The sequence below is a fragment of the Paraclostridium dentum genome (genome assembly GCF_048568265.1).
Lineage (GTDB): Bacteria > Bacillota > Clostridia > Peptostreptococcales > Peptostreptococcaceae > Paraclostridium > Paraclostridium dentum.
Window position 1 is genome coordinate 2,501,293 of the sequence record NZ_CP183813.1, and the last position, 20,319, is coordinate 2,521,611.

General features: G+C 29.1%; 20 protein-coding genes, 1 pseudogene and 2 other annotated features. All 21 genes and pseudogenes read right to left on the reverse strand.

Annotation, left to right across the window (positions count from 1 at the left end; translation table 11 throughout):
- Position 1: 1 nt before the first annotated feature.
- Positions 2-445: a signal peptidase II gene (lspA, locus tag ACN6I1_RS11605; RefSeq protein ID WP_419742018.1), complete on the reverse strand. Its 444-nt coding sequence runs from the start codon at positions 443-445 to the stop codon at positions 2-4.
- A gap of 111 nt (positions 446-556) precedes the next feature.
- Positions 557-1,291, reverse strand: coding sequence for a polysaccharide deacetylase family protein (locus ACN6I1_RS11610; protein ID WP_419742019.1), 735 nt, complete (start codon positions 1,289-1,291; stop codon positions 557-559).
- 15 nt (positions 1,292-1,306) lie between these two features.
- On the reverse strand, positions 1,307-1,798 hold the full coding sequence (locus tag ACN6I1_RS11615; protein ID WP_195947801.1) for a TraR/DksA C4-type zinc finger protein: 492 nt from the start codon (positions 1,796-1,798) through the stop codon (positions 1,307-1,309).
- A gap of 9 nt (positions 1,799-1,807) precedes the next feature.
- Positions 1,808-2,209, reverse strand: coding sequence for a DUF5665 domain-containing protein (locus ACN6I1_RS11620; protein ID WP_419742020.1), 402 nt, complete (start codon positions 2,207-2,209; stop codon positions 1,808-1,810).
- Positions 2,210-2,364: 155 nt separating this feature from the next.
- Positions 2,365-3,369: a tryptophan--tRNA ligase gene (gene trpS / locus ACN6I1_RS11625; protein WP_419742021.1), complete on the reverse strand. Its 1,005-nt coding sequence runs from the start codon at positions 3,367-3,369 to the stop codon at positions 2,365-2,367.
- 12 nt (positions 3,370-3,381) lie between these two features.
- A complete protein-coding gene (locus ACN6I1_RS11630) occupies positions 3,382-4,080 on the reverse strand; it encodes a 5'-methylthioadenosine/adenosylhomocysteine nucleosidase (protein ID WP_419742022.1) in 699 nt (232 codons plus the stop codon).
- A 66-nt stretch (positions 4,081-4,146) separates the two neighbouring features.
- Positions 4,147-4,377, reverse strand: a binding site (T-box leader).
- Between the two features lie 241 nt (positions 4,378-4,618).
- On the reverse strand, positions 4,619-7,726 hold the full coding sequence (gene ileS / locus ACN6I1_RS11635) for an isoleucine--tRNA ligase (protein ID WP_419742023.1): 3,108 nt from the start codon (positions 7,724-7,726) through the stop codon (positions 4,619-4,621).
- 52 nt (positions 7,727-7,778) lie between these two features.
- Positions 7,779-8,011: a binding site (T-box leader), on the reverse strand.
- 61 nt (positions 8,012-8,072) lie between these two features.
- Positions 8,073-8,582, reverse strand: a complete 510-nt coding sequence (locus tag ACN6I1_RS11640; RefSeq protein ID WP_419742024.1) for a DivIVA domain-containing protein — start codon at positions 8,580-8,582, stop codon at positions 8,073-8,075.
- A gap of 11 nt (positions 8,583-8,593) precedes the next feature.
- Positions 8,594-9,379: an RNA-binding protein gene (locus ACN6I1_RS11645; protein ID WP_419742025.1), complete on the reverse strand. Its 786-nt coding sequence runs from the start codon at positions 9,377-9,379 to the stop codon at positions 8,594-8,596.
- 22 nt (positions 9,380-9,401) lie between these two features.
- Entirely contained in the window at positions 9,402-9,653 is a 252-nt protein-coding gene (locus ACN6I1_RS11650; RefSeq protein WP_021429989.1) for a YggT family protein, read from the reverse strand.
- A 22-nt stretch (positions 9,654-9,675) separates the two neighbouring features.
- A complete protein-coding gene (locus ACN6I1_RS11655) occupies positions 9,676-10,146 on the reverse strand; it encodes a cell division protein SepF (protein WP_195947805.1) in 471 nt (156 codons plus the stop codon).
- 28 nt (positions 10,147-10,174) lie between these two features.
- Positions 10,175-10,879, reverse strand: coding sequence for a YggS family pyridoxal phosphate-dependent enzyme (locus tag ACN6I1_RS11660; protein ID WP_053832624.1), 705 nt, complete (start codon positions 10,877-10,879; stop codon positions 10,175-10,177).
- A gap of 4 nt (positions 10,880-10,883) precedes the next feature.
- Positions 10,884-12,173: pseudogene (locus tag ACN6I1_RS11665) on the reverse strand (HlyD family efflux transporter periplasmic adaptor subunit); the annotation flags it as partial.
- A 51-nt stretch (positions 12,174-12,224) separates the two neighbouring features.
- Positions 12,225-13,697, reverse strand: a complete 1,473-nt coding sequence (gene spoIVA / locus ACN6I1_RS11670) for a stage IV sporulation protein A (RefSeq protein ID WP_021430059.1) — start codon at positions 13,695-13,697, stop codon at positions 12,225-12,227.
- Positions 13,698-13,788: 91 nt separating this feature from the next.
- The gene (locus tag ACN6I1_RS11675) at positions 13,789-14,802 is read right to left on the reverse strand and encodes an NAD(P)H-dependent glycerol-3-phosphate dehydrogenase (RefSeq protein WP_220796396.1); all 1,014 of its coding nucleotides are present in this window, start codon (positions 14,800-14,802) and stop codon (positions 13,789-13,791) included.
- 29 nt (positions 14,803-14,831) lie between these two features.
- Positions 14,832-15,437: a glycerol-3-phosphate 1-O-acyltransferase PlsY gene (plsY, locus tag ACN6I1_RS11680; RefSeq protein ID WP_419742026.1), complete on the reverse strand. Its 606-nt coding sequence runs from the start codon at positions 15,435-15,437 to the stop codon at positions 14,832-14,834.
- A 17-nt stretch (positions 15,438-15,454) separates the two neighbouring features.
- Positions 15,455-16,777, reverse strand: a complete 1,323-nt coding sequence (der, locus tag ACN6I1_RS11685; protein WP_114542739.1) for a ribosome biogenesis GTPase Der — start codon at positions 16,775-16,777, stop codon at positions 15,455-15,457.
- Between the two features lie 14 nt (positions 16,778-16,791).
- Positions 16,792-18,120 carry a DUF512 domain-containing protein gene (locus ACN6I1_RS11690; RefSeq protein WP_419742027.1) on the reverse strand — a complete coding sequence of 443 codons (1,329 nt, stop codon included), beginning with the start codon at positions 18,118-18,120 and terminating at the stop codon, positions 16,792-16,794.
- A gap of 92 nt (positions 18,121-18,212) precedes the next feature.
- A complete protein-coding gene (locus tag ACN6I1_RS11695) occupies positions 18,213-18,404 on the reverse strand; it encodes a capping complex subunit for YIEGIA (protein ID WP_021429980.1) in 192 nt (63 codons plus the stop codon).
- A 3-nt stretch (positions 18,405-18,407) separates the two neighbouring features.
- Positions 18,408-19,334, reverse strand: coding sequence for a YIEGIA domain-containing protein (locus ACN6I1_RS11700; protein WP_220796401.1), 927 nt, complete (start codon positions 19,332-19,334; stop codon positions 18,408-18,410).
- An 11-nt stretch (positions 19,335-19,345) separates the two neighbouring features.
- Positions 19,346-20,278 (reverse strand): YIEGIA domain-containing protein, encoded by a 933-nt coding sequence (locus ACN6I1_RS11705; protein WP_419742028.1) that lies wholly within the window; start codon positions 20,276-20,278, stop codon positions 19,346-19,348.
- Positions 20,279-20,319: the final 41 nt, after the last annotated feature.

Sequence of the window (20,319 nt, forward strand, 5' to 3'; positions counted from 1 at the left end):
CCTACTTGTCATTTTCAAAAAATATTATGTATATGCATAATAATATAGTTCCTATAACTACAAATACATCTGCTACATTAAATACATAGTTCCAAACTATTCTAAAATCAAAATAATCTACTACAAACCCCAATCTTACTCTATCTATAAGATTCCCTACAGCTCCTGCTATTATAAGAATAATAGCACTTTTACCAAGTAAGTTTAGTTGCTTTTTGTATAAATAATATAATCCAAATATGCATGCAGCCAAAGCAACCACTACAAAAATCATTTGGTTATTTTGAAACATTCCAAATGCTGCTCCTCTATTTTCTACATATGTTAAATGAAATATATCTTTAATTATAGGTATACTCCCTATATTAACTAAATACTTTACAGCTAAAAATTTAGATATTTGATCTAATCCTATTAAGCCTAATATAATAAGTATATATATCAAAAAAATATCCTCCTCAATTGTTTTAATCTATATATATTATATATATTAACATATATATGGGCAATACATGTTAATATCAAAAAAAGATAGCAATTGCTATCTATCTTTGATTTATTCTTTAACAAGATCTGATATAGTTACAAATTCATATCCTTGTTTTTGTAACTCTGGAATTATACATTCTAAAGCTTTTATAGTTTGTGATTTATCATTCCTTATACTGTTGTAGTCATGAAGTAAAACTATACTACCATTTTTCGCATTTTTTTCTATTGTGCTTATAATATTTCCAACTCCAGGATTACTCCAATCTCTAGCATCAAAATCAGACCACAACACAACTTTCATATCTTTTGATTTCATTAAGTTAAATAAACTTTCATTTATTGCTCTATATGGAGGTCTAAACCAAGTGGGTTCTTTACCTGTAACTTTTTTTATAATTTCTTGAGTTTTTATAATTTCACTGTTAAGCTTTTCAGGTGAATTGTTGCATACATTTATATGCGTAAATGTATGATTCCCAATTTCATGTCCATCATCAAATGCTCTTTTTACAATTTCAGGATTCCATCCAACTTTTTGACCTACTACAAAAAACGTGGCTTTTGCATTATTTTTTTTAAGTATGTCTAGTATTTGTGGTGTAAAATCTTCATCAGGACCATCATCAAAGGTTAAAGCTATAACTTTTTTCTGATCACTACCTCTTTTAATTATTATATCTTCATATTTTTTTGATATATTATTTTTATTATTAAAAACTTCACTTTCATTTGGCTTTGGCATATTAAATATACCTAATGCTAAAATCAAAAAAAATATAGGTATAATTAACTTTTTCATATTACCGCCTCTTTTCTAGTAGTCATCTCTCATATCTCTATTCATATCAACTAAGTCTTTAACTTCTCGTGTAAATAAATTAGGTCCACTAAAATTATCTTTTATGCTAACACTCTCTATATTATTTACTGGTCTTTCTTCTTTTTTAGCACAATCTACACATAATCTAGTTTCTGGAATAAAATCTAAGCGATCTTCCTCTATACCTTTTTTGCAACTTTCACAAATTCCATAAGATCCATTTTTTATTTTATATAAGGCATTATCAATTTCATTTAGCTTAAATTTTTCATGATTAGTTAAACTATTTTGCATCTCTTGCATATATACTTCACTCCCTATATCCGCAAGATGATTATCATAACTTGAAAGCTCACCTGATGTATACTTCTCACTTGTATGTTCAGTGGTATTTCCAAATACAGTGTTATCTTCCATTTCTGATACTAAATTTATTATATTATTTTTTTCTTCTAGTAACATATTCTCATATTTTTTATTATTCATAATAATCCTCTACCTTCCTCTAAAATTATCTACCATATCTAAAAATTCAGCTATATATTCTCCTATAATAGGTAAGTTAACCCATTTAGATATAACATATAAAACTAAACCTGTAAGAAAACTGAATCCAATAGCTTGCCCAAACCCTTTCCCAATTCCTGCTATAAAGTTAATTGCAAACATTCGTCTTCTACTATCTGTTAAAATCATATAATCCATAATTCTGCTTCTTTCAAACATGTATAGCAGACTATCTATTCTATTGTTTGCAATTTCAAGTGCTTTTAATAATGTGCTAGATTCATCATTTCCATGAATTCTTTTATCAATATCTTTCATACTCAATGCTTTAACTTCTTCTGTGTATATTTCTTTTTCATTTTTTCTATTTCCTAATCTATATCGCTTCAAAACTTAACACGTCCTCTTCACATAGAAAAACTTTTTACAATTTTATTATTCCAACTTTTATATTTTAAATACAAGAATTTGCTTTACTAATAGTACTTAATTAATGTTTTATTGCACAAAAAAAGCCCTATTAAATAGGGCTTTCAATTTTAAGTTTATAAAAATTTCTTTTCTATCAATCCAACTTTTTTATAAACTTTTCTTAGTGTTTTTCTAGCTTGATATTCTGCCTTTTGAGCACCTTTAGCATATATATTTTCTAAGTAATCCTTGTTTGACAGTAAATATTCATATTGGTCTTTTATAGGTTTTAAAGTTTCTACTATTACTTCAGCAACGTCATTTTTAAAATCTCCATATCCTTTACCTTCATACATAGCAACTACATCTTCTATAGATTTATTGTCTAGTTTTGAGTATATATCTAAAAGATTTTTTATACCTGGTTGCTCATCACTATATCTAACTACTCCAACAGAATCTGTTACACTTCTTTTTATTTTTCTTCTTATTGCATCAGCATCATCAACTAATAATATATATCCATTTTCATTTTCATCTGATTTACTCATTTTTTTAGTTGGTTCTTGTAAGCTCATTACTCTAGCTCCAGCTTTTGGTATATATGGTTCTGGAACTTTAAATGTAGAACTATATCTGTTATTGAATCTATTTGCTAAATCTCTAGCTAACTCTAAATGTTGTTTTTGATCTTCTCCAACTGGCACTAAATCTGTTTGATATAGTAGTATATCTGCCGCCATTAAAACTGGATAAGTAAATAATCCTGCATTCAAATTAGCTTCGCTTTTTTGAGATTTATCTTTAAACTGAGTCATTCTGCTTAACTCACCCATATATGTCATTGTATTTAAAATCCACATTAACTCTGTGTGACAACTAACATGTGACTGTATGAATATAGTATTTTTTTCTGGGTCTAAACCACTTGCCATATACTGAGCTAGTAACTGCATTGTATTTGCTCTTAAATTTTTAGCTTCTTGTGGAACTGTTATTGCATGTAAATCTACTACACTATAATAGCAGTTATAATCTTCTTGCAATTCTTTCCAGTTTTTTATAGCCCCAAGATAATTTCCTAATGTTAATTTACCTGATGGTTGAGCCCCACTAAATATTATTTTCTTTTCACTCATATTTAATGCCTCCTATAAATTTTTTAACATTCTAAGTACTATATCTTTTGAGTTGTGTGCTGCTTGACCTACAAACTCTTCATATGTTACATCTGCACTTCCGTCTGCTTTATCTGACATAGCTCTTATAACTACAAATGGAGTATGATTCACATAGCATACATGTGCTATAGCAGCTCCTTCCATTTCTCCACAGTATCCGTTAAATTCTTTTACTAGTTCATCTTTTAATTCCTTGCTACTTATAAATATATCTCCACTTAAAACTCTACCTTTTAAAACTTTATGAGTTTTAACTTCTGCTTTTGATGATTCATAAGCCGCATTTATTAATTTTTCATCTGCTTTAAATATTGAATTATCCATTCTAGGTATCATACCTTTTTTATCACCAAATACAGTAGTATCAAAGTCATGTTGTATCGCATCTGTAGATATAACTATATCATATACATCTAGTTCTTCATTTAATGCTCCTGCTACACCTGTATTAACAACTGCATCTACATTAAATTCACTTATTAATATTTGAGCACATAATGCAGCATTCACTTTACCTATTCCACATCTAACTAAAACAATATCTTTATTTTCTAATTTTCCTACATAAAATTTTAAACTAGCTTTTTCTATAGTTTCTTCTATGTCCATTATATCTCTTAATATATCTACTTCCTCATCCATTGCACCTATTATTCCTATTTTGTTCATTTATAAATTCCTCCTATATGTTATTAATCTTTAGTTTTTTATATAATAAAAAAATCCGTCCTAAATAAATAGGACGGATGTATTTTCCGCGGTACCACCTAAATTATACGTATTTTTATATACATATCACTTAATAATTTCTGCTATAACGTGCAGTCACGATATCAGCTACTTTTTAAATTTCGCCTAATTCCTCAAAGGTCCATTCATTAAATTTATTTATATTGAGTTCTCAGCTACCTCAATTCTCTGTATTAAATAAGAAATTTAATTACTAATCCTCTTCACTGGATTCTTATATTATATTTTTATATTTATTTTATATGATATGTTTTAATCTTAAAAAAGTCAACCATTTAAACTACATATTTTTTTCTACCACCTAATTCCCACAAAAAAGAAGCTGTCTCAAAATAGTTATCAAATAGTAAATATATAAGTTTTAGCGACCTTTAAAGCTTCTTTTTAGCTTTGGAAGCAAAACTTATATATTTATCCTATTCATACTACTATTTGAGTACAGCTTCTTCAATTTAAACTATTTTCTTGTAACTTTTATACCTGTCATGTGATCATTTAAGTTATGTTTTTCTATAGTTTCATCAACAACTCTATTTATGTTTAAAGCTAAAGTTTCTGATTTTATATATTCAGAGTATTCATTTATAGCATTTGCTATTTCATCATCTGAACAGTAATCAATATCTATATTATCTAAAACATCAAAGTCATTAGATTTTCTTAATTGTTGAACTTTAGATATAAATTCTCTAGCATATCCTTCGTTTATTAAAGTCTCATTTAAAGTTGTATCTAATATTACAAATAGGTTGTTTTCCATAGTAACATTAAAACCTTCTTTAGCTGATATATTTATTAATACATGATCTTTATTAAACTTAAATTCTTCTCCATCTATATCTACACTTATAGACTCCCCAGCTTCTAATTTAGGTACAACTTCACTTGCATCAAGTTTATTTAATGCTCCAGCAAAGAATTTCATCTTAGCTCCAAGCACAGGTCCTAAAACTTTGAAGTTTGGTTTTAATGTAAAGTTCATATATTCCCCTAAATCTTTGGCAAATATAACTTCTTTAACATTAAGTTCTTCTTTTATTAAGTCAACAACATCACTTATAGTACCTTCATATTTTCCATCTACTAATACTTTTTGTATAGGTTGACGAACTTTTATTCTAGTAGCTTCTCTTGATGCTCTTCCTAATGTAACTAAGTTTTTAACTAAATCCATTTTTTCTTCTAGATTATTATCTATTAAATCTAAATTAGCTTTAGGATAAGTAGCTAAGTGAACTGAAGTTTCATTAGTTAAGTTTCTATATATTTCTTCTGCTATAAATGGTGTAAATGGAGCTATTAACTTACAAAGTTGTGTTAATATTTCATAAGTTGTATTATAAACTGATTTTTTATCTTCTGTTAATTCAGTTGCCCAGAATCTTCTTCTTGAACGTCTTATATACCAGTTAGATAAATCTTCATTTATAAATTCTTGAACCATTCTAACAGTTTTATTTAATTCAAATATCTCTAAGTTTTCTTCTACTTCTTTCTTTAAGTTGTTAAATTTAGATAATATCCATCTGTCTAATTCTGGTCTATCTTTATATTCAACGAAAAACTCTGATGGATTTATATTATCTGTATTTGCATATAATGTGAAGAAGTTATATACATTTTTCATAGTTCCTAAGAATTTACTTTGAACCTCTTTTAATCCATCTACATCAAATCTTGTTGGAGTCCATGGTGGAGATACATATAATAAATACCATCTTAATGCATCTGCTCCATATTGATCAAATAATTCAAAAGGATTTACTGTGTTTCCTCTTGATTTACTCATTTTCTTACCTTCTTTATCAAGTACCAAGTCATTAACTAAAACTCTCTTATATGGAGCTTTACCTGTAACAAAAGTAGATATAGCAAGTAATGAATAGAACCATCCTCTAGTTTGATCTATACCTTCACAAATAAAATCTGCTGGGAATAATTCATCAAAGTTTTCTTTATTTTCAAATGGGTAGTGATGTTGTGCAAATGGCATAGAACCACTATCAAACCAACAGTCTATAACGTCTGTTACTCTAGTCATAGTTCCTCCACACTTATCACACTTAAAGTGTATGTCATCTACATATGGTCTGTGTAATTCTATAGTTTTTGGATCTATATCTTCTATAGCTTTGTTAGCAAGCTCTTCTCTTGACCCTACAGATTCTTTATGACCACATTCACACTTCCATACGTTTAATGGTGTTCCCCAATATCTACTTCTAGATATAGCCCAGTCATTTAAGTTTTCTAACCAGTTACCAAATCTTCCTTCTCCTACGAAACCTGGATACCATTCAACAGTTTTGTTGTTTGCTATTAATTGATCTTTTAACTTAGTCATTTCTATATACCAGCTTGGTTTTGCATAGTATAAAAGTGGAGTTTGGCATCTCCAGCAGTGAGGATAGTTATGAGCTACCTTTTCTTTGCTGAATAATTTATTTTCTCCGTGTAACCATTTTATAATTTCAACGTCTACACCATCTTCCATTACAAATTTGCCTTCCCATGGAGTAGTTGTAAACTTACCTGCTTCTGAAACTGGTTGTAACACTGGTAAATCGTATTTTCTTCCTAAGTTGTAGTCATCTTCACCAAACGCTGGTGCTGTATGAACTATTCCTGTACCATCTTCTGTTGTTACATAGTCACCTAAAGTAACAAAGAATGCTTTTTTATCTGCTTCAACAAATGGCATTAATTGTTCATATTCAACGTACTCTAAATCTTTACCTTTTAACTCTTCTATAACTTCATAATCTTCGCCTAAAACTTTATTAGCTAAAGCTTTAGCAACATAGTATATTTCGTCATTTTGCTTAACTTTTATATAGTCTATTTCAGCACCTACTGTTAAAGCAACATTTGATGGTAATGTCCAAGGAGTTGTTGTCCATGCTAAGAAATATTCATCAGCATCTTTTCTCTTGAACTTAGCTATTACTGTATTATTTTTTATTTCTTTATATCCTTGTGCAACCTCATGTGATGCAAGACCTGTTCCACATCTTGGACAGTATGGAAGTATTTTATGACCTTCATATACGTATCCTTCTTTGTTGAACTTATCTAATATCCACCATACAGACTCGATATAATTATTATCTAAAGTTATATACGGATTATCTAAGTCTATTTCATAAGCCATTCTTTCAGTCATGTCTCTCCATTGTTTTTCAAATGTGAAAACAGACTCTCTACACTTTTTATTGAATTTGTCTAATCCATAAGCTTCTATTTGTTGCTTATCAGATAAACCTAATTCTTTTTCTACTTGTATTTCTACTGGTAATCCGTGTGTATCCCATCCAGCTTTTCTTTTTACTTGATATCCATTCATAGTTTTATATCTACAAACAGAGTCTTTTAAAGTTCTAGCTATAACATGGTGTATTCCTGGGTTTCCATTTGCAGTTGGAGGCCCTTCATAGAATACAAAACTAGGATCATCTTTTCCTTTTTCTAAAGTTTTTTCTAACATATTTATGTCATTCCAGTAATCAGATACTTTAGCTTCAGCTTCTTTTACAGAAGAATCTACTAACGACTTAAATTTAGCCATTAAAATCCACCTTCCTTTAATTTTATTTTTCACACAAAAAAACCCGTCCCTGGAAAGGGACGAGTTATTACTCGCGTTACCACCCTAATTTTACAAATGTATATGATTACACTACATTTGTAACACTCTTTCAATATAACGGTATTTAACCGGCTCAGCTTAATAGATTAATCGTTCAGCCTGCAGCTTAGGAGTGATCTTCATTTTTATAAATTTATTGGTTCTCAGCTTCTCCAACTCTCTGTGAAATTATCTAAAAACTACTCTCTCCATCATAGCATTTATTATAATATTAGTTTATATGTATGAAATTTTATAATAAATTATTCAAATAGTCAATATATTTTTACTCTAAAGCATCTGATAATTCTTTTTGAAGCTCAGCTATTCTTTGAACTCCATTTTCATCTATATCTGAGAAAATATCATCAACACTTCTAATTTCATCTTCTAATAATGATTTAAATTTATTTCTAAATATCTTGAACTCTTTAACTATAGAATCATATTCTTTTCTTATTTCAATAACTCTATTATTAGCTTGTCCTATTATTTGTCTTGATCTAAGTTCAGCCTCTTCAACTATTATCTTAGCTTTTTTATTTGCAGCACTACATGTATCTTCAGCTGCAGTTTGAGCTGTTATAAGTGTTGCCTTTAATGTTTCTTCTATGTTTTCAAACTTACTTATTTGTTCTTGATACATTCTTATTTTATCTTTTAATTCCAGGTTTTCTCTATATACGTTTTCGAAGTCTTCTTTTATTAGATCTAAAAATTCATCTACTTCATCTTCTCTATATCCACGTATACCTTTTTTAAATTCTTTATTTTCAATATCCACTGGAGTTAGCATGTATTCCCCTCCTATATTATTAATTTTGCTTTTACTTTTGTTTTTCCTTTTTTACTTATATCTCCTATATCGGCTATTATCACTCTACCTTTACCTCTTACTGATATAAGAGCATCCCGTTCTATAGTTTTTGATGTAGATATTATTTTTTCATAATCAACAAAAACTTTTTCTGTATTTATAAGCTTCAAACTTTCTTGTCTAGAAATATTGTATATCCCACTTATCAAGCAATCCAATCTTTGTGATGATACAGTTAATGATATTTCTTTGTATTTAGGTTTGGAATATGCTATATCATCTTCGGGAATTTCCTTTACCTTAACACTATTTCTAGCAACTTTTTCTAAATTCATAATAATAAAATCTGAGATATCTTTACTTACAATAACCTGACAAAAGTTATCATGTATATTTATATCCCCTATTTTTTCTCTTTTTATACCTAGACCCAGTAAAGAACCTAAATAATCTTTATGCTTTATCTCTTTAAATTTAAAATTGCCCTCTATTTGTAACACTTTTATAGGTGATTGTACATCTTCATATTCCATATAATAAGGGAATATAGTAATAACTCTTCTTTCAGCTTCTTCAAAGCCTCCATCAACCCTATATTTTATATCGTCGAAACTATTTAATATTGATATAGAATTTTTTATTTCATAAGGATTTAGAAAATCAGTATACTTAATATCATAGCTTTTGATACAAGAATATGCTTTATCTATTACCTTAAACATCTTATTTTTTAAATCTATATCTTTAATATGATTTGTTAATGATACCTTGTCCATAATTTAACCTACTTCTAATATTTTAAAATATATTTATTATTAACATTCTTAAAAATTGAAGTACAAATAGCGCAATTATTGGAGAAAAATCTATTGGACCTTCAATATATCTAAACATAAAGTTTCTTATAGGCCCTTCTATAGGCTCTGTTAGCATACCTATAATATCATAGATTTTTGACTGTGTAGCTCCTGGAATCCATGACATTAATGCTCTTATTACAATCGCAAATTGAACTATGTCTGTTAAAACTAATAAAGAGTATTCTATCATTTCAATTCTTACTCCTTTTTATTTATTTATTTTGCCATGGAAAAAAAGCTTTACTTTCTAACTCTTTCTTCATGTTAGCATCTATATCTACATTATTAGGTGCTAATATAAATATTGCCTTAGATACTTTTTGTATACTTCCATCTAAAACATATACAGCTCCATTCATAAAGTCAAATATAGATTTACGAGTAACTGCATCATCTAAATTTTCTAAATTAACTATTACAGCTCTTCTTTGTTTTAATTGATCAGCTATAGATGTAACCTCTTCATATTTCTTTGGTTCTACTATGACAACTTTCATTTGTCCTGCTGTATGTATATTTACTATTTTATTGCTTTTAGGTTGAGATATAGATCCAACTCCATTACTTAAATCTTCTGATATCTCTACTTCTTCCTCAATCTCTTCTATCTCTTCATCCATAAACTCGTCTTCTACTTCATCTGTCATCCAATCTTTTATCTTACCTATGAAACCATTTCCCATTATTAACATCCTCCATTATATATATTCATTATTTTTTATTATAGTTTCTTTGTCCAAATATAGAAGTTCCAACTCTAACAAATGTTGCTCCTTCTTCAATAGCTATCTCAAAGTCATTGCTCATCCCCATAGATAGAGCTTCCATAGACACATTATTTATATTTTCATGATCTATTTTGTTAGCTAAATCTTTTAATCCCCTAAATACGGATTTTATTAAATTTTTATCATCTGTATTTGGAGCCATTGTCATAAGCCCCTTAACTCTTATATTTGGATAATTATTTGATATATTTTTTATAAAATCAATAGCATCTTCTTCAAGTATGCCGTGTTTACTTTCTTCCTTAGATATATTGACTTGTATTAAACAATTTATTTGTCTATCTATGCTTTGAGCTCGTTTTTGAATCTCATCACATAATGATAATCTATCTATAGAATGTATCATATATACTTTATCAATTATATATTTTACTTTATTGGTTTGCAAACTTCCAATAAGGTGCCATTTTACTCTATCACCTATTACTTCATATTTTCTAGCTAATTCTTGTGGCTTATTTTCGCCTACGTCAGTTACTCCACATTCTATAGCTTCGTTAACTGCATCTATATCTACAGTCTTTGTTACAGCTATTAATTTAACTTCATCATTACTTCTATCGGAAGTTTTACAAGAATCATTAATTCTTTTTTCTATATTAATTAAATTAGATTTTATAGAGTTCATTTTATCACCTGCTTTTACTAATTTTTTTACCTCTTGGGTTTAATATCACTTCATCATAAATACTAATACTTTTTAATCCATTTATATGATTTTTGTAATAGTCAATAACTATATATTCTTCACTCTCATAAAAAGTTCCTTGTAATTCTACAAATTTCTCTTCTCCTGTTTCAGAAATTACGTAGACACCTTTTTTACCATCTACTTCTACAAATGCATCTTTAGGAACCTTTAAGCCTTCTGTTGACTTATATATTATATCAAATTCTTTTACTCTTGTATCGCAAATTTCCATATTTTGTTCGCTTATAGCTAATATGGCAATGTAGTCATTTCCATCCTTATATATATCATATACATTTGCATTTATTTTTTCAACGTCACTAGATATAATTATTTTTTGTCCTACATTTAATTTTTTTATTTCTTTTTCATTACAGCTTATAGCTACATATTGCTTTAGATTGTTTACTATCCTTGCAACAGGTTCACCTTTTTTTACTTCTCCATCTTTCTTTATGTCTATATATTCTTCTTTTGTACTTTCTATATCTTCTTTTTTCACTTCTCCAATATTTTCTAAGTTAAATTTTTTCTCATTGTTATCAAACTTATATGAGATAATACCTGAATTTTTAGCCTTAAATAATTGTGAGTTATCTGCAATTAAATTTGAAACTTTTTCTGCTTCATTTTCTTTATCTTGTAATGTCTTACTATTTAAATCACTTCCTATTATTTCATTTTTGTCTTTTAAAAGTTTAGATATTTTGTTTAAATCACTATCTATGTTTATATCTCCATCTAATAAATCGTTTTGTAAATTTAAACTCAGTTTTTTTATACCCTCATTTATGTTTTTTATATCCGATTTTACTATCTTTGTATTTCCTGATTCTATATCTGATATATCTTGTTTTAAATCTTTTAGCGTACTTACCGCTTTTTCGTCTACATTACCATTGTAGATGTATGCTACTTCATCACCTTTTTTTATTTTATTACCTTCTTTAATACAGTATTTTACTTTTCCATCCATACTACTTTCTAATAAGTATTCATCTCTAATTACTAGTCCCTTTTTCTTGAAACTTTCTCGAACAACTTGATTTTCTAAAACTAAAGTATCTGCATTTTTTTTAATTATACCACTAAGTATATTTGATAATACATATATGCATATAAATATTAAAATCAACTTAGTATAATTAAATTTTAATTTTTTCAATATATATCCCCCTAAAAATAAATATAATACTATATTTATTTCTTCAATATAAATACAACTCCTCTTACTATTTTCAAAAACTTAAAAGGTGCATACCATTGTATGCACCTTTTTTATTTATAAAATAATAGTTATTATATTTGAACAACCATCATTTATTATTTTTTGTAAAGTTTTTTGTATCTTAACTCTTACATCATCTGGCATCATATACAATTTACTTTGTAATTGGTCTTTTACTAAGTCATGTAATGATTTTCCAAACATATTGTATTCCCATATTTCATTTGGATTTTCTTCAAAACCTTTTAGTAAACTTTCTAACATCTCTTTGCCCTGTTGCTCTGTTCCTACACCAGGAGAAATTTCTGTAGATATATCAGCTTTGATCATATGAATAGATCCAGCTTTTGCTCTTAATCTAACTCCATATTGTTTGCCTTGTTTAACTATCTCAGGTACGTCTAAAGTAAGTTCATCTATAGTAGGTGCTACTAAACCATAACCTTTCTCTCTTACGTCAGTTAACGCTTGTTCTACCTTTTCATATTCTGTGTTAACTTTTGATAATCGAGTTACTAGATTTAATAGTTCATATTCACCATCTATTTTAAATCCACTCTTCTCTTCTAAAACATTATAGAATAAGTCCTTTTTAGTTCCTAAATTTATGCTTACTATACCTTCTCCTAATTCTACATTATCAACTTGAGTTTCATCTAAGAAATCTAAACTTTCAAATCCATCTATTATAGAATTTACATCTCTTATAACTCCAACCTCATTTATACTGTCTTTTATAGCACATATTATGTTATTTTTTATCCAATGATTTTTTTCTAATCCTTCTATCCATTTAGGGAAGTTTATATTTATTTCATTTATAGGGAAATCATATAATACATTTTCCATAACTTCTTCCACATCCTCTTCATCCATAGCCAAAACATTTAATGGTATTACAGGCTTATCATATTTTTCTTCTAATTCTCTTTTTAATTCTAGAGTTGACTCAGCATATGGATCTAATGTGTTTAACACTATTACAAATGGTTTTTTAAGTTCTTTTAACTCATTTATTACTCTCTCTTCAGGTATAGAATATGATTTTCTATCTATTTCAGTAATACTTCCATCTGTAGTCATAACTATTCCTATTGTAGAATGATCTCTTATAACTTTCTTTGTTCCTATTTCAGCTGCCTTTTCAAAGGTCATAGCTTCATTAGACCATGGTGTAGATACTAGTCTTTGTTTACCATCCTCTTCATGACCTAAAACTCCATCAACTATGTACCCCACGCAATCAACCATTCTAACTTTCATTGAAACATTTTCTCTAATCTTTATTTCTACACCATCAGCTGGAACAAATTTTGGTTCAACAGTCATAATTGTTTTTCCTGAACCACTTTGAGGTATTTCATCTTGTGTTCTTTCTCTTTTAAATTCATTTTCTATATTAGGCAAAACTAATAATTCCATGAATTTTCTTATAAATGTAGATTTACCTGTTCTAACAGGTCCAACTACACCTACATATATATCCCCTTGAGTTCTTCTTGCTATGTCCTCATATATATTATTCATCTATAACCCTCCTGCATACAAATTCTTAATAAAGTATATTTTAATCTGCAGGTTAATATTACAAAAATAAAAAAAAACTAGATTTAATAATCTAGTTTTCTTTTACTACCTCTTCAACTTCATGTGTTTTATTTCTCATCATTAACTCATCTACAACTTCATCTGGATTCGATCCATTATGAAGAACTGAGTAAATAGCATTAGTTATAGGCATTTCTATGTTTAATTTTTTCGATACATCATAAGCAACTTCCGTTGCAGTTATTCCTTCTACTACCATTTTAACTTCTTTTAAAGTTTCTTCTAAACTTTTTCCTTGTCCTATAAGTATTCCAGCTCTTCTATTTCTACTATGCATACTCGTGCATGTAACAATTAAATCTCCTATTCCTGACAATCCAGAAAAAGTAGGTGATTCAGCTCCCATAGCAATCCCTAATCTGCTTATTTCACGTATTCCTCTTGTCATAAGAGCAGCCTTGGCATTATCTCCATATCCTAATCCATCACATATACCTGCTCCAAATGCGATGATATTTTTCAATGCTCCACCTAATTCAACTCCAACAACATCAGGATTTGTATATACTCTAAATTTAGGGCTCATGAACGTATCTTGGACTTTTTCAGCAGTGTTTAAATTTTCAGATGCTACAACTACAGTTGTAGGTATATCTCTTGAAACTTCTTCTGCATGTGATGGTCCAGAAAGAACAACATATTCACATTCTGGTATTTCTTGTTCGCATACTTTCGAAAGTCTTAATCCAGTCCCTTTCTCTAAACCTTTTGCAACATCAATTAATATTTGATTACTTTTTACAAATGGCTTAATTTGCTTACAAATACTTCTTATAGCTTGAGAAGGTACTGCTAAAACTATCATTGAGCTATCTGTTACTGATTCTTCTATATTTGTTGTAACTTTAATATTTGTTGGTATGTTTACACCTGGAAGATAATCTCTATTTTCTCTAGTTTCATTAATTAAATTGCATTGGTCTTCGTTTAAAGTCCACATAGAGACATCATAGCCTTTTTTAGCTACTACTAATGCTAATGCTGTCCCCCAACTTCCAGCTCCTAATACACAAATTTTTTCCATACAAACACCACCTAAATATACTTAAAGTATTATTTTTTTTCTCCTATTTTTCTTTCTGTTCCATTTAATAATCGTTTAATATTTTCTCTGTGTTTAAATATTACTGATGCTGATAAAAACAAAGTAACTGCTAATCCTTTATAATTTCCTATAAAAAACATTATTATAGGAGATGTACATATCCCAAGTACTGACCCTAAAGAAACATATTTTGTCACATATACAATTAGTATAAAAAATGCGAAACAACTTAAAGCTATCACAGGGTTTACAGCTATCATAGCTCCTAAAGAAGTAGCTACTCCTTTTCCACCCCTAAACCCTAGATATATAGGCCAGTTATGACCTATTACAACAAATACAACTGCTATGTAAGATGCTGTAGCTACATCTGTATGGGCTATAGTGGCTATTACCTTTGCTATTAAGACAGCTATTACACCTTTTAACAAATCTCCTACAAATGTAAGTATTCCAGCTTTTTTCCCCAATGTCCTAAGAACATTTGTAGATCCTGCATTTCCTGAACCTTGGGTTCTTATATCCACACCCATCATTCTTTTTGCTATTATATATGATGTCGATATACTTCCTATAAAGTACGATACTAAAATAATAATTAGGTAATTAATCATTTCTTCCCCCCTAATACCTATTTTCTTTTTTCTCTATAGTCAAACCATACAGGTGTACCTTCAAATCCAAAGTTTTCTCTTATCTTATTTTCAAGATATCTTTGATATGAGAAGTGAGTAAGTTGCTTATCATTTATAAATAATGTGAATTTAGGTGGTTGTGTTCCAGTTTGAGCTCCATAATATATCTTAAGTCTCTTCCCTTTATCTGAAGGAGGTTGGTTAAGAAGTACAGCTTCACCTATTACATCATTTAATGTTGATGTTGGAACTCTCTTAGCATGTTCTTCAGCTATATAAGTTACTGTTTCTAATATTTTGTTCATTCTTTGATTTGTTTTAGCAGATACAAATACTATAGGAGCATATGCCATGAACGGGAATTTTTCTCTTATAGTTTTTGTATATATACTCATTGTTTTATCATTTTTTTCTATTAAGTCCCATTTATTTATTACAAATAAACAAGCCTTACCTTCATCATGTGCAATACCTGCTACTTTTGTATCTTGTTCTGTTACACCTTGTTCTGCATCTATTACAATAAGAACTACATCCGCTCTATCTACTGCACTCATAGCTCTTATTACGCTGTATTTTTCTACATTTTCATATATTTTACTTTTTCTTCTAAGTCCTGCTGTGTCTATTAAAAGGAATTTATTATCTCCTTTTTCTAAATAAGTATCTATAGCATCTCTAGTTGTTCCAGCTATAGGGCTTACTATAACTCTTTCCTCTCCTAACATATTATTTAATATAGAAGATTTTCCTGCATTAGGTTTACCTGTTATAGCAACTCTTATTATATCTTCGTCATACTCTGTATCTAATCCTTCTGGGAAGTTAGCTACAACTTCATCAAGTAAGTCTCCAAGTCCCATACTATTTGCACTAGATATTGCAAATGGAACCCCTAATCCTAACTCATAAAAATCATATACATTGTCAAATTGAGTTTGACTATCTATTTTGTTTACTACTAATATTACAGGTGTCTTAGTTTTTCTAAGCATTTGTGCTACTTCTTTATCTGCTGCCGTAAGACCTGCTTTACCATCAACAACAAACATTATAACGTGAGCCATATCCATAGCAAGCATAGCTTGATTTCTCATTTGAGATAATATTATATCATCACTATTTGGCTCTATACCTCCAGTATCTACAAGTGTAAAATACTTATTTAACCATTCTACCTCTGTAAATATTCTATCTCTTGTTACTCCTGGAGTATCTTCAACTATTGATATTCTTTTTCCTGCTAACTTATTAAATAAAGTTGATTTACCAACATTAGGTCTTCCAACTACTGCAACTACCGGTCTATTATCGTTCATAATAACCTCCCTCTCTATTTCAAAATCTTATCAACAAAGTCTTTACCTTCATTTAAGCAAGGTACGACTTCAATATTCATAGTATTTTGTAATTCTTCTAGTGTAATATTGTCTAAAAATATTTCTTCATCTGCTTTTAACATACTTCTTGGTATATATAAAGTTTGTCCTAAGTCCTTGTTCTTTAACTGATTTATTATATCTGTCGCTGTTATAAGCCCCGATACAGTTATAGTTTCTCCGAAGAAATTATTTACTATCTTGTAAACTTCTATATCTACTCCTGGACATTTATTCATTATGCAACTCGCCATATTTTTTATAAATTCATATGCAGAATGTCCTGTAGCTATAGAAATTTTCTTTTTAGAATTTATCTTTTCATCCGAAACAGTTTGTAGATAATCATGAATTTCTCTTTCTAACTTACTTATCATACCTACTCCATTTTCGAATTGTATAAAGCCTTCATAATCATCATAATCTAATAACTTTTTATTTGACATTATATAAAACTCATCTGATAGGAATATAAATCTTGTTCCTAGTTCATTCAGATATTTTTCTTGTAATTCATGAACTAACTCTATAGTTTCTCCAGCAGTTTGTTCATTAAATATTTCTAAATTTGGTAGATGATCTCTGTGTTTAGTTATTCCTACTGGAACTGCTGCTGCACTATTTACATATGGATATAGTTTTGTTAAATCAGATACAGTTCTTTCTAATTCTGCTTTGTCATTGTAACCTGGACATAAAACAATCTGACAATTCATTTGTATCTGAGCATCCGCTAATCTTTGCATTATTTCATAAAGCCTTCCAGCAAACTTATTTTTAATCATTTTTTGTCTAAGTTCTGGATTTGTAGTGTGCACAGATATATTAATAGGGCTTATTCTATATTTAATTATATTATCTATATCTTCCTCACTCATATTTGTTAAAGTGACAAAGTTCCCTTGTAAAAATGACAATCTTGAGTCATCATCTTTAAAATAAAGTGTTTCTCTCATACCTTTTGGTAATTGATCTATAAAGCAAAATACACATTTATTTCTACAACTTTTAGCTTTATCTATTATAGGATTTGTAAATTCAATTCCTAAATCTTCATCATAATCTTTTTCTATTTCATATACATATATTTCATTATTTTTCTTTTTTATTTCTACTTCTAAGTACTCATCACTTAGCAAGAATCTATATTCTATTATATCATGTATCGGTTGATCATTTATAGAAATTAACAAGTCTCCAACTTCTATTCCTAGTTCCCAAGCGATGCTATCTTTGTATACTTTGCTGATTATATTATTTGTATTTTTTACATTGACTTCCATAAATTTCACCACTTTTCCTTTATAAGTACATCACATTATATTACCACGTTTTCTTTAAAATAGTCAATAAAAAGGTACCTTTAAAGGTACCTTTAATGCTTCACTACTATTAGAGTTCCATGATATACATCATGAACCATACCTCCCATAGTTTTAGATATTATTAAGCCTCTTTCTTGAAGTTCTTTTTCATCTTCTGCATAAAAAACAGGAATATTAGCCGATTTCATTTCTTTATTTGTAGTAATTATAGCTAATGTTACGTCAGTTATACCTACATTCATGTTCTACACTCCTTTTTGTTGTTTTATATTAAACCTCTTCAATGCCCAATTATTTCCTCTAGAGCTCTCAATTATAGGTGTGCTTTTAACTGCTGCTATAAGCTGATTTATATCTTTCTCAATAGGTATATATGGCATTACTAAACTTTCATTTTTAGGATTTCTTCTCAAAAGAGGAACAAAGTCTGGTTCATCTGGAGTTCTCATTATTCCTAGTCTTGAGTAAGCTATATTAGCTATTGTCTGTCTTTGTCCTGGACTTAATATGATGCCGCTATTTATGTAATTTCCATCTTTAGGTATGATTTCTACTGCTAGTCCATAATCTAAATATCGTTGTTTTGAAGAATCCAATCCTATATTGGAAATTACAACATCATTTACTTTTAAGAGAGGTCCATCAAATGATATTTTCGCCGGAATAACCTCCGCTATAGCTCCTATACTTTCTCTTACAAACAACTTCTTAAATATCAATGCCAATGCAAGCCCTGCTGCTGCCCCTAAGAAGACACTACCTCCTTCTCCTACATAAAGCTCCGTCTTAGATAAATGATACACCGCTGACGTCGTTAAAGCTGTAAGAATACAAGTATAACTTCTAACCTCATATGTTAGGGCAATTTCTTCAATAAACCCAGCTCCACGTTTTACTAATAAAGCATCTTCCATATCTGTCAAAGACTTTCTCTTACTATGTCTAACTTGTCTAAATTGACTAGCTGCAAGTGATAAAAATGTAATTGACGTATATGATTTTTGTATTAAAGCAGGAACTAGCATTGCTCCTAAAGCTGATCCTATAATAGCTAAAACAAGTTGTGATACTAACATATTTGGTTCTGTTGGATATTGTTTTCGGTCTGTCTTTAAAGTTATAACCCTTGAAATAATCCCTATAACTATACCAATTATAAATATACTTTTCATTTACTCACCCCTTAATTTTGCTTATTCTTATTTTTCTTTCTATATGCATTGTTATTTCCTTTTGAACTATCTAATATAGGTGCACTTTTTATAGCTTCTACTGTTAAATCCACATCCCTAACTAATGGAATATATCCAAAGTTAACTGAATTATCCTTGGGATTTGTTCTGGCTATAGGTATAAATTCTGGCTCATCAACATCTCTATCTATTCCCATATGTAAATATACGTTATGTAGCATAGCTTGTTGTTGAGCTGGATCTCCTATTATACCAGCAGATACCATATCTTTTGGAATAACTTTAAGCCCTATACCCTTTTCTAAATATCTTTGTTTTGATGATTCTAGACCTATATTTGTTAAAACAACTCCACCTACTTTTAGCAATGCTCCGTCAAATTCTATAGGTACAACTTCTACATCTACAATATCCTCTAAACTCTTATTTGCTAGTATTTTTTTAAATATATATCCAACTACTCCAGTTGCCACAACTGATGATATAGTACAAATAATAAAGTTGACTTTGAATGTATTAAATACTGTTATAAATGCTATAGATGCTGCTAGTGATGAAAAAATACTAAGATAATTTCTAACCTCATAGTTTTTAGACACATCGTGAATATAAGTCATTCCTTTTCTAATTAATTCATTATCATCTATATTAGACAATGTTATTTCCTCTTCACTTGCTACTTCTTGAAACTGCTGGATCCCCACGGCTAAAAATGTAAGAGCTGCAAACTCTTTATCTAATAAAGCTGGGAATGCTACAGCTCCTAATGCTGATGCAATAAACGATAAAATAAGTTGTTCTATATAATCTTGAGGCTGAGTTGGTTGTTGTTTATTTACTATTCTTAAAACTATAAGCCTTGATAAAACTCCAAGTATTAAAGCTACCCCAAATGCACGCCTAAATAATGTAGCATCATCCATTTATTTCCCTCCTTTTATTTTTCACTATATTTATTGTGTGC

Excerpts from the sequence above, each read along its gene's own strand:
- ACN6I1_RS11610 (WP_419742019.1), bottom strand. The coding sequence starts at position 1,291 with ATGAAAAAGTTAATTATACCTATATTTTTTTTGATTTTAGCATTAGGT.
- ACN6I1_RS11615 (WP_195947801.1), bottom strand. The coding sequence starts at position 1,798 with ATGAATAATAAAAAATATGAGAATATGTTACTAGAAGAAAAAAATAAT.
- trpS (WP_419742021.1), bottom strand. The coding sequence starts at position 3,369 with ATGAGTGAAAAGAAAATAATATTTAGTGGGGCTCAACCATCAGGTAAA.
- ACN6I1_RS11630 (WP_419742022.1), bottom strand. The coding sequence starts at position 4,080 with ATGAACAAAATAGGAATAATAGGTGCAATGGATGAGGAAGTAGATATA.
- ileS (WP_419742023.1), bottom strand. The coding sequence starts at position 7,726 with ATGGCTAAATTTAAGTCGTTAGTAGATTCTTCTGTAAAAGAAGCTGAA.
- ACN6I1_RS11640 (WP_419742024.1), bottom strand. The coding sequence starts at position 8,582 with ATGCTAACTCCAGTGGATATTGAAAATAAAGAATTTAAAAAAGGTATA.
- ACN6I1_RS11645 (WP_419742025.1), bottom strand. The coding sequence starts at position 9,379 with ATGGACAAGGTATCATTAACAAATCATATTAAAGATATAGATTTAAAA.
- ACN6I1_RS11650 (WP_021429989.1), bottom strand. The coding sequence starts at position 9,653 with ATGATAGAATACTCTTTATTAGTTTTAACAGACATAGTTCAATTTGCG.
- ACN6I1_RS11655 (WP_195947805.1), bottom strand. The coding sequence starts at position 10,146 with ATGGGAAATGGTTTCATAGGTAAGATAAAAGATTGGATGACAGATGAA.
- ACN6I1_RS11660 (WP_053832624.1), bottom strand. The coding sequence starts at position 10,879 with ATGAACTCTATAAAATCTAATTTAATTAATATAGAAAAAAGAATTAAT.
- spoIVA (WP_021430059.1), bottom strand. The coding sequence starts at position 13,697 with ATGAATAATATATATGAGGACATAGCAAGAAGAACTCAAGGGGATATA.
- ACN6I1_RS11675 (WP_220796396.1), bottom strand. The coding sequence starts at position 14,802 with ATGGAAAAAATTTGTGTATTAGGAGCTGGAAGTTGGGGGACAGCATTA.
- plsY (WP_419742026.1), bottom strand. The coding sequence starts at position 15,437 with ATGATTAATTACCTAATTATTATTTTAGTATCGTACTTTATAGGAAGT.
- der (WP_114542739.1), bottom strand. The coding sequence starts at position 16,777 with ATGAACGATAATAGACCGGTAGTTGCAGTAGTTGGAAGACCTAATGTT.
- ACN6I1_RS11690 (WP_419742027.1), bottom strand. The coding sequence starts at position 18,120 with ATGGAAGTCAATGTAAAAAATACAAATAATATAATCAGCAAAGTATAC.
- ACN6I1_RS11695 (WP_021429980.1), bottom strand. The coding sequence starts at position 18,404 with ATGAATGTAGGTATAACTGACGTAACATTAGCTATAATTACTACAAAT.
- ACN6I1_RS11700 (WP_220796401.1), bottom strand. The coding sequence starts at position 19,334 with ATGAAAAGTATATTTATAATTGGTATAGTTATAGGGATTATTTCAAGG.
- ACN6I1_RS11705 (WP_419742028.1), bottom strand. The coding sequence starts at position 20,278 with ATGGATGATGCTACATTATTTAGGCGTGCATTTGGGGTAGCTTTAATA.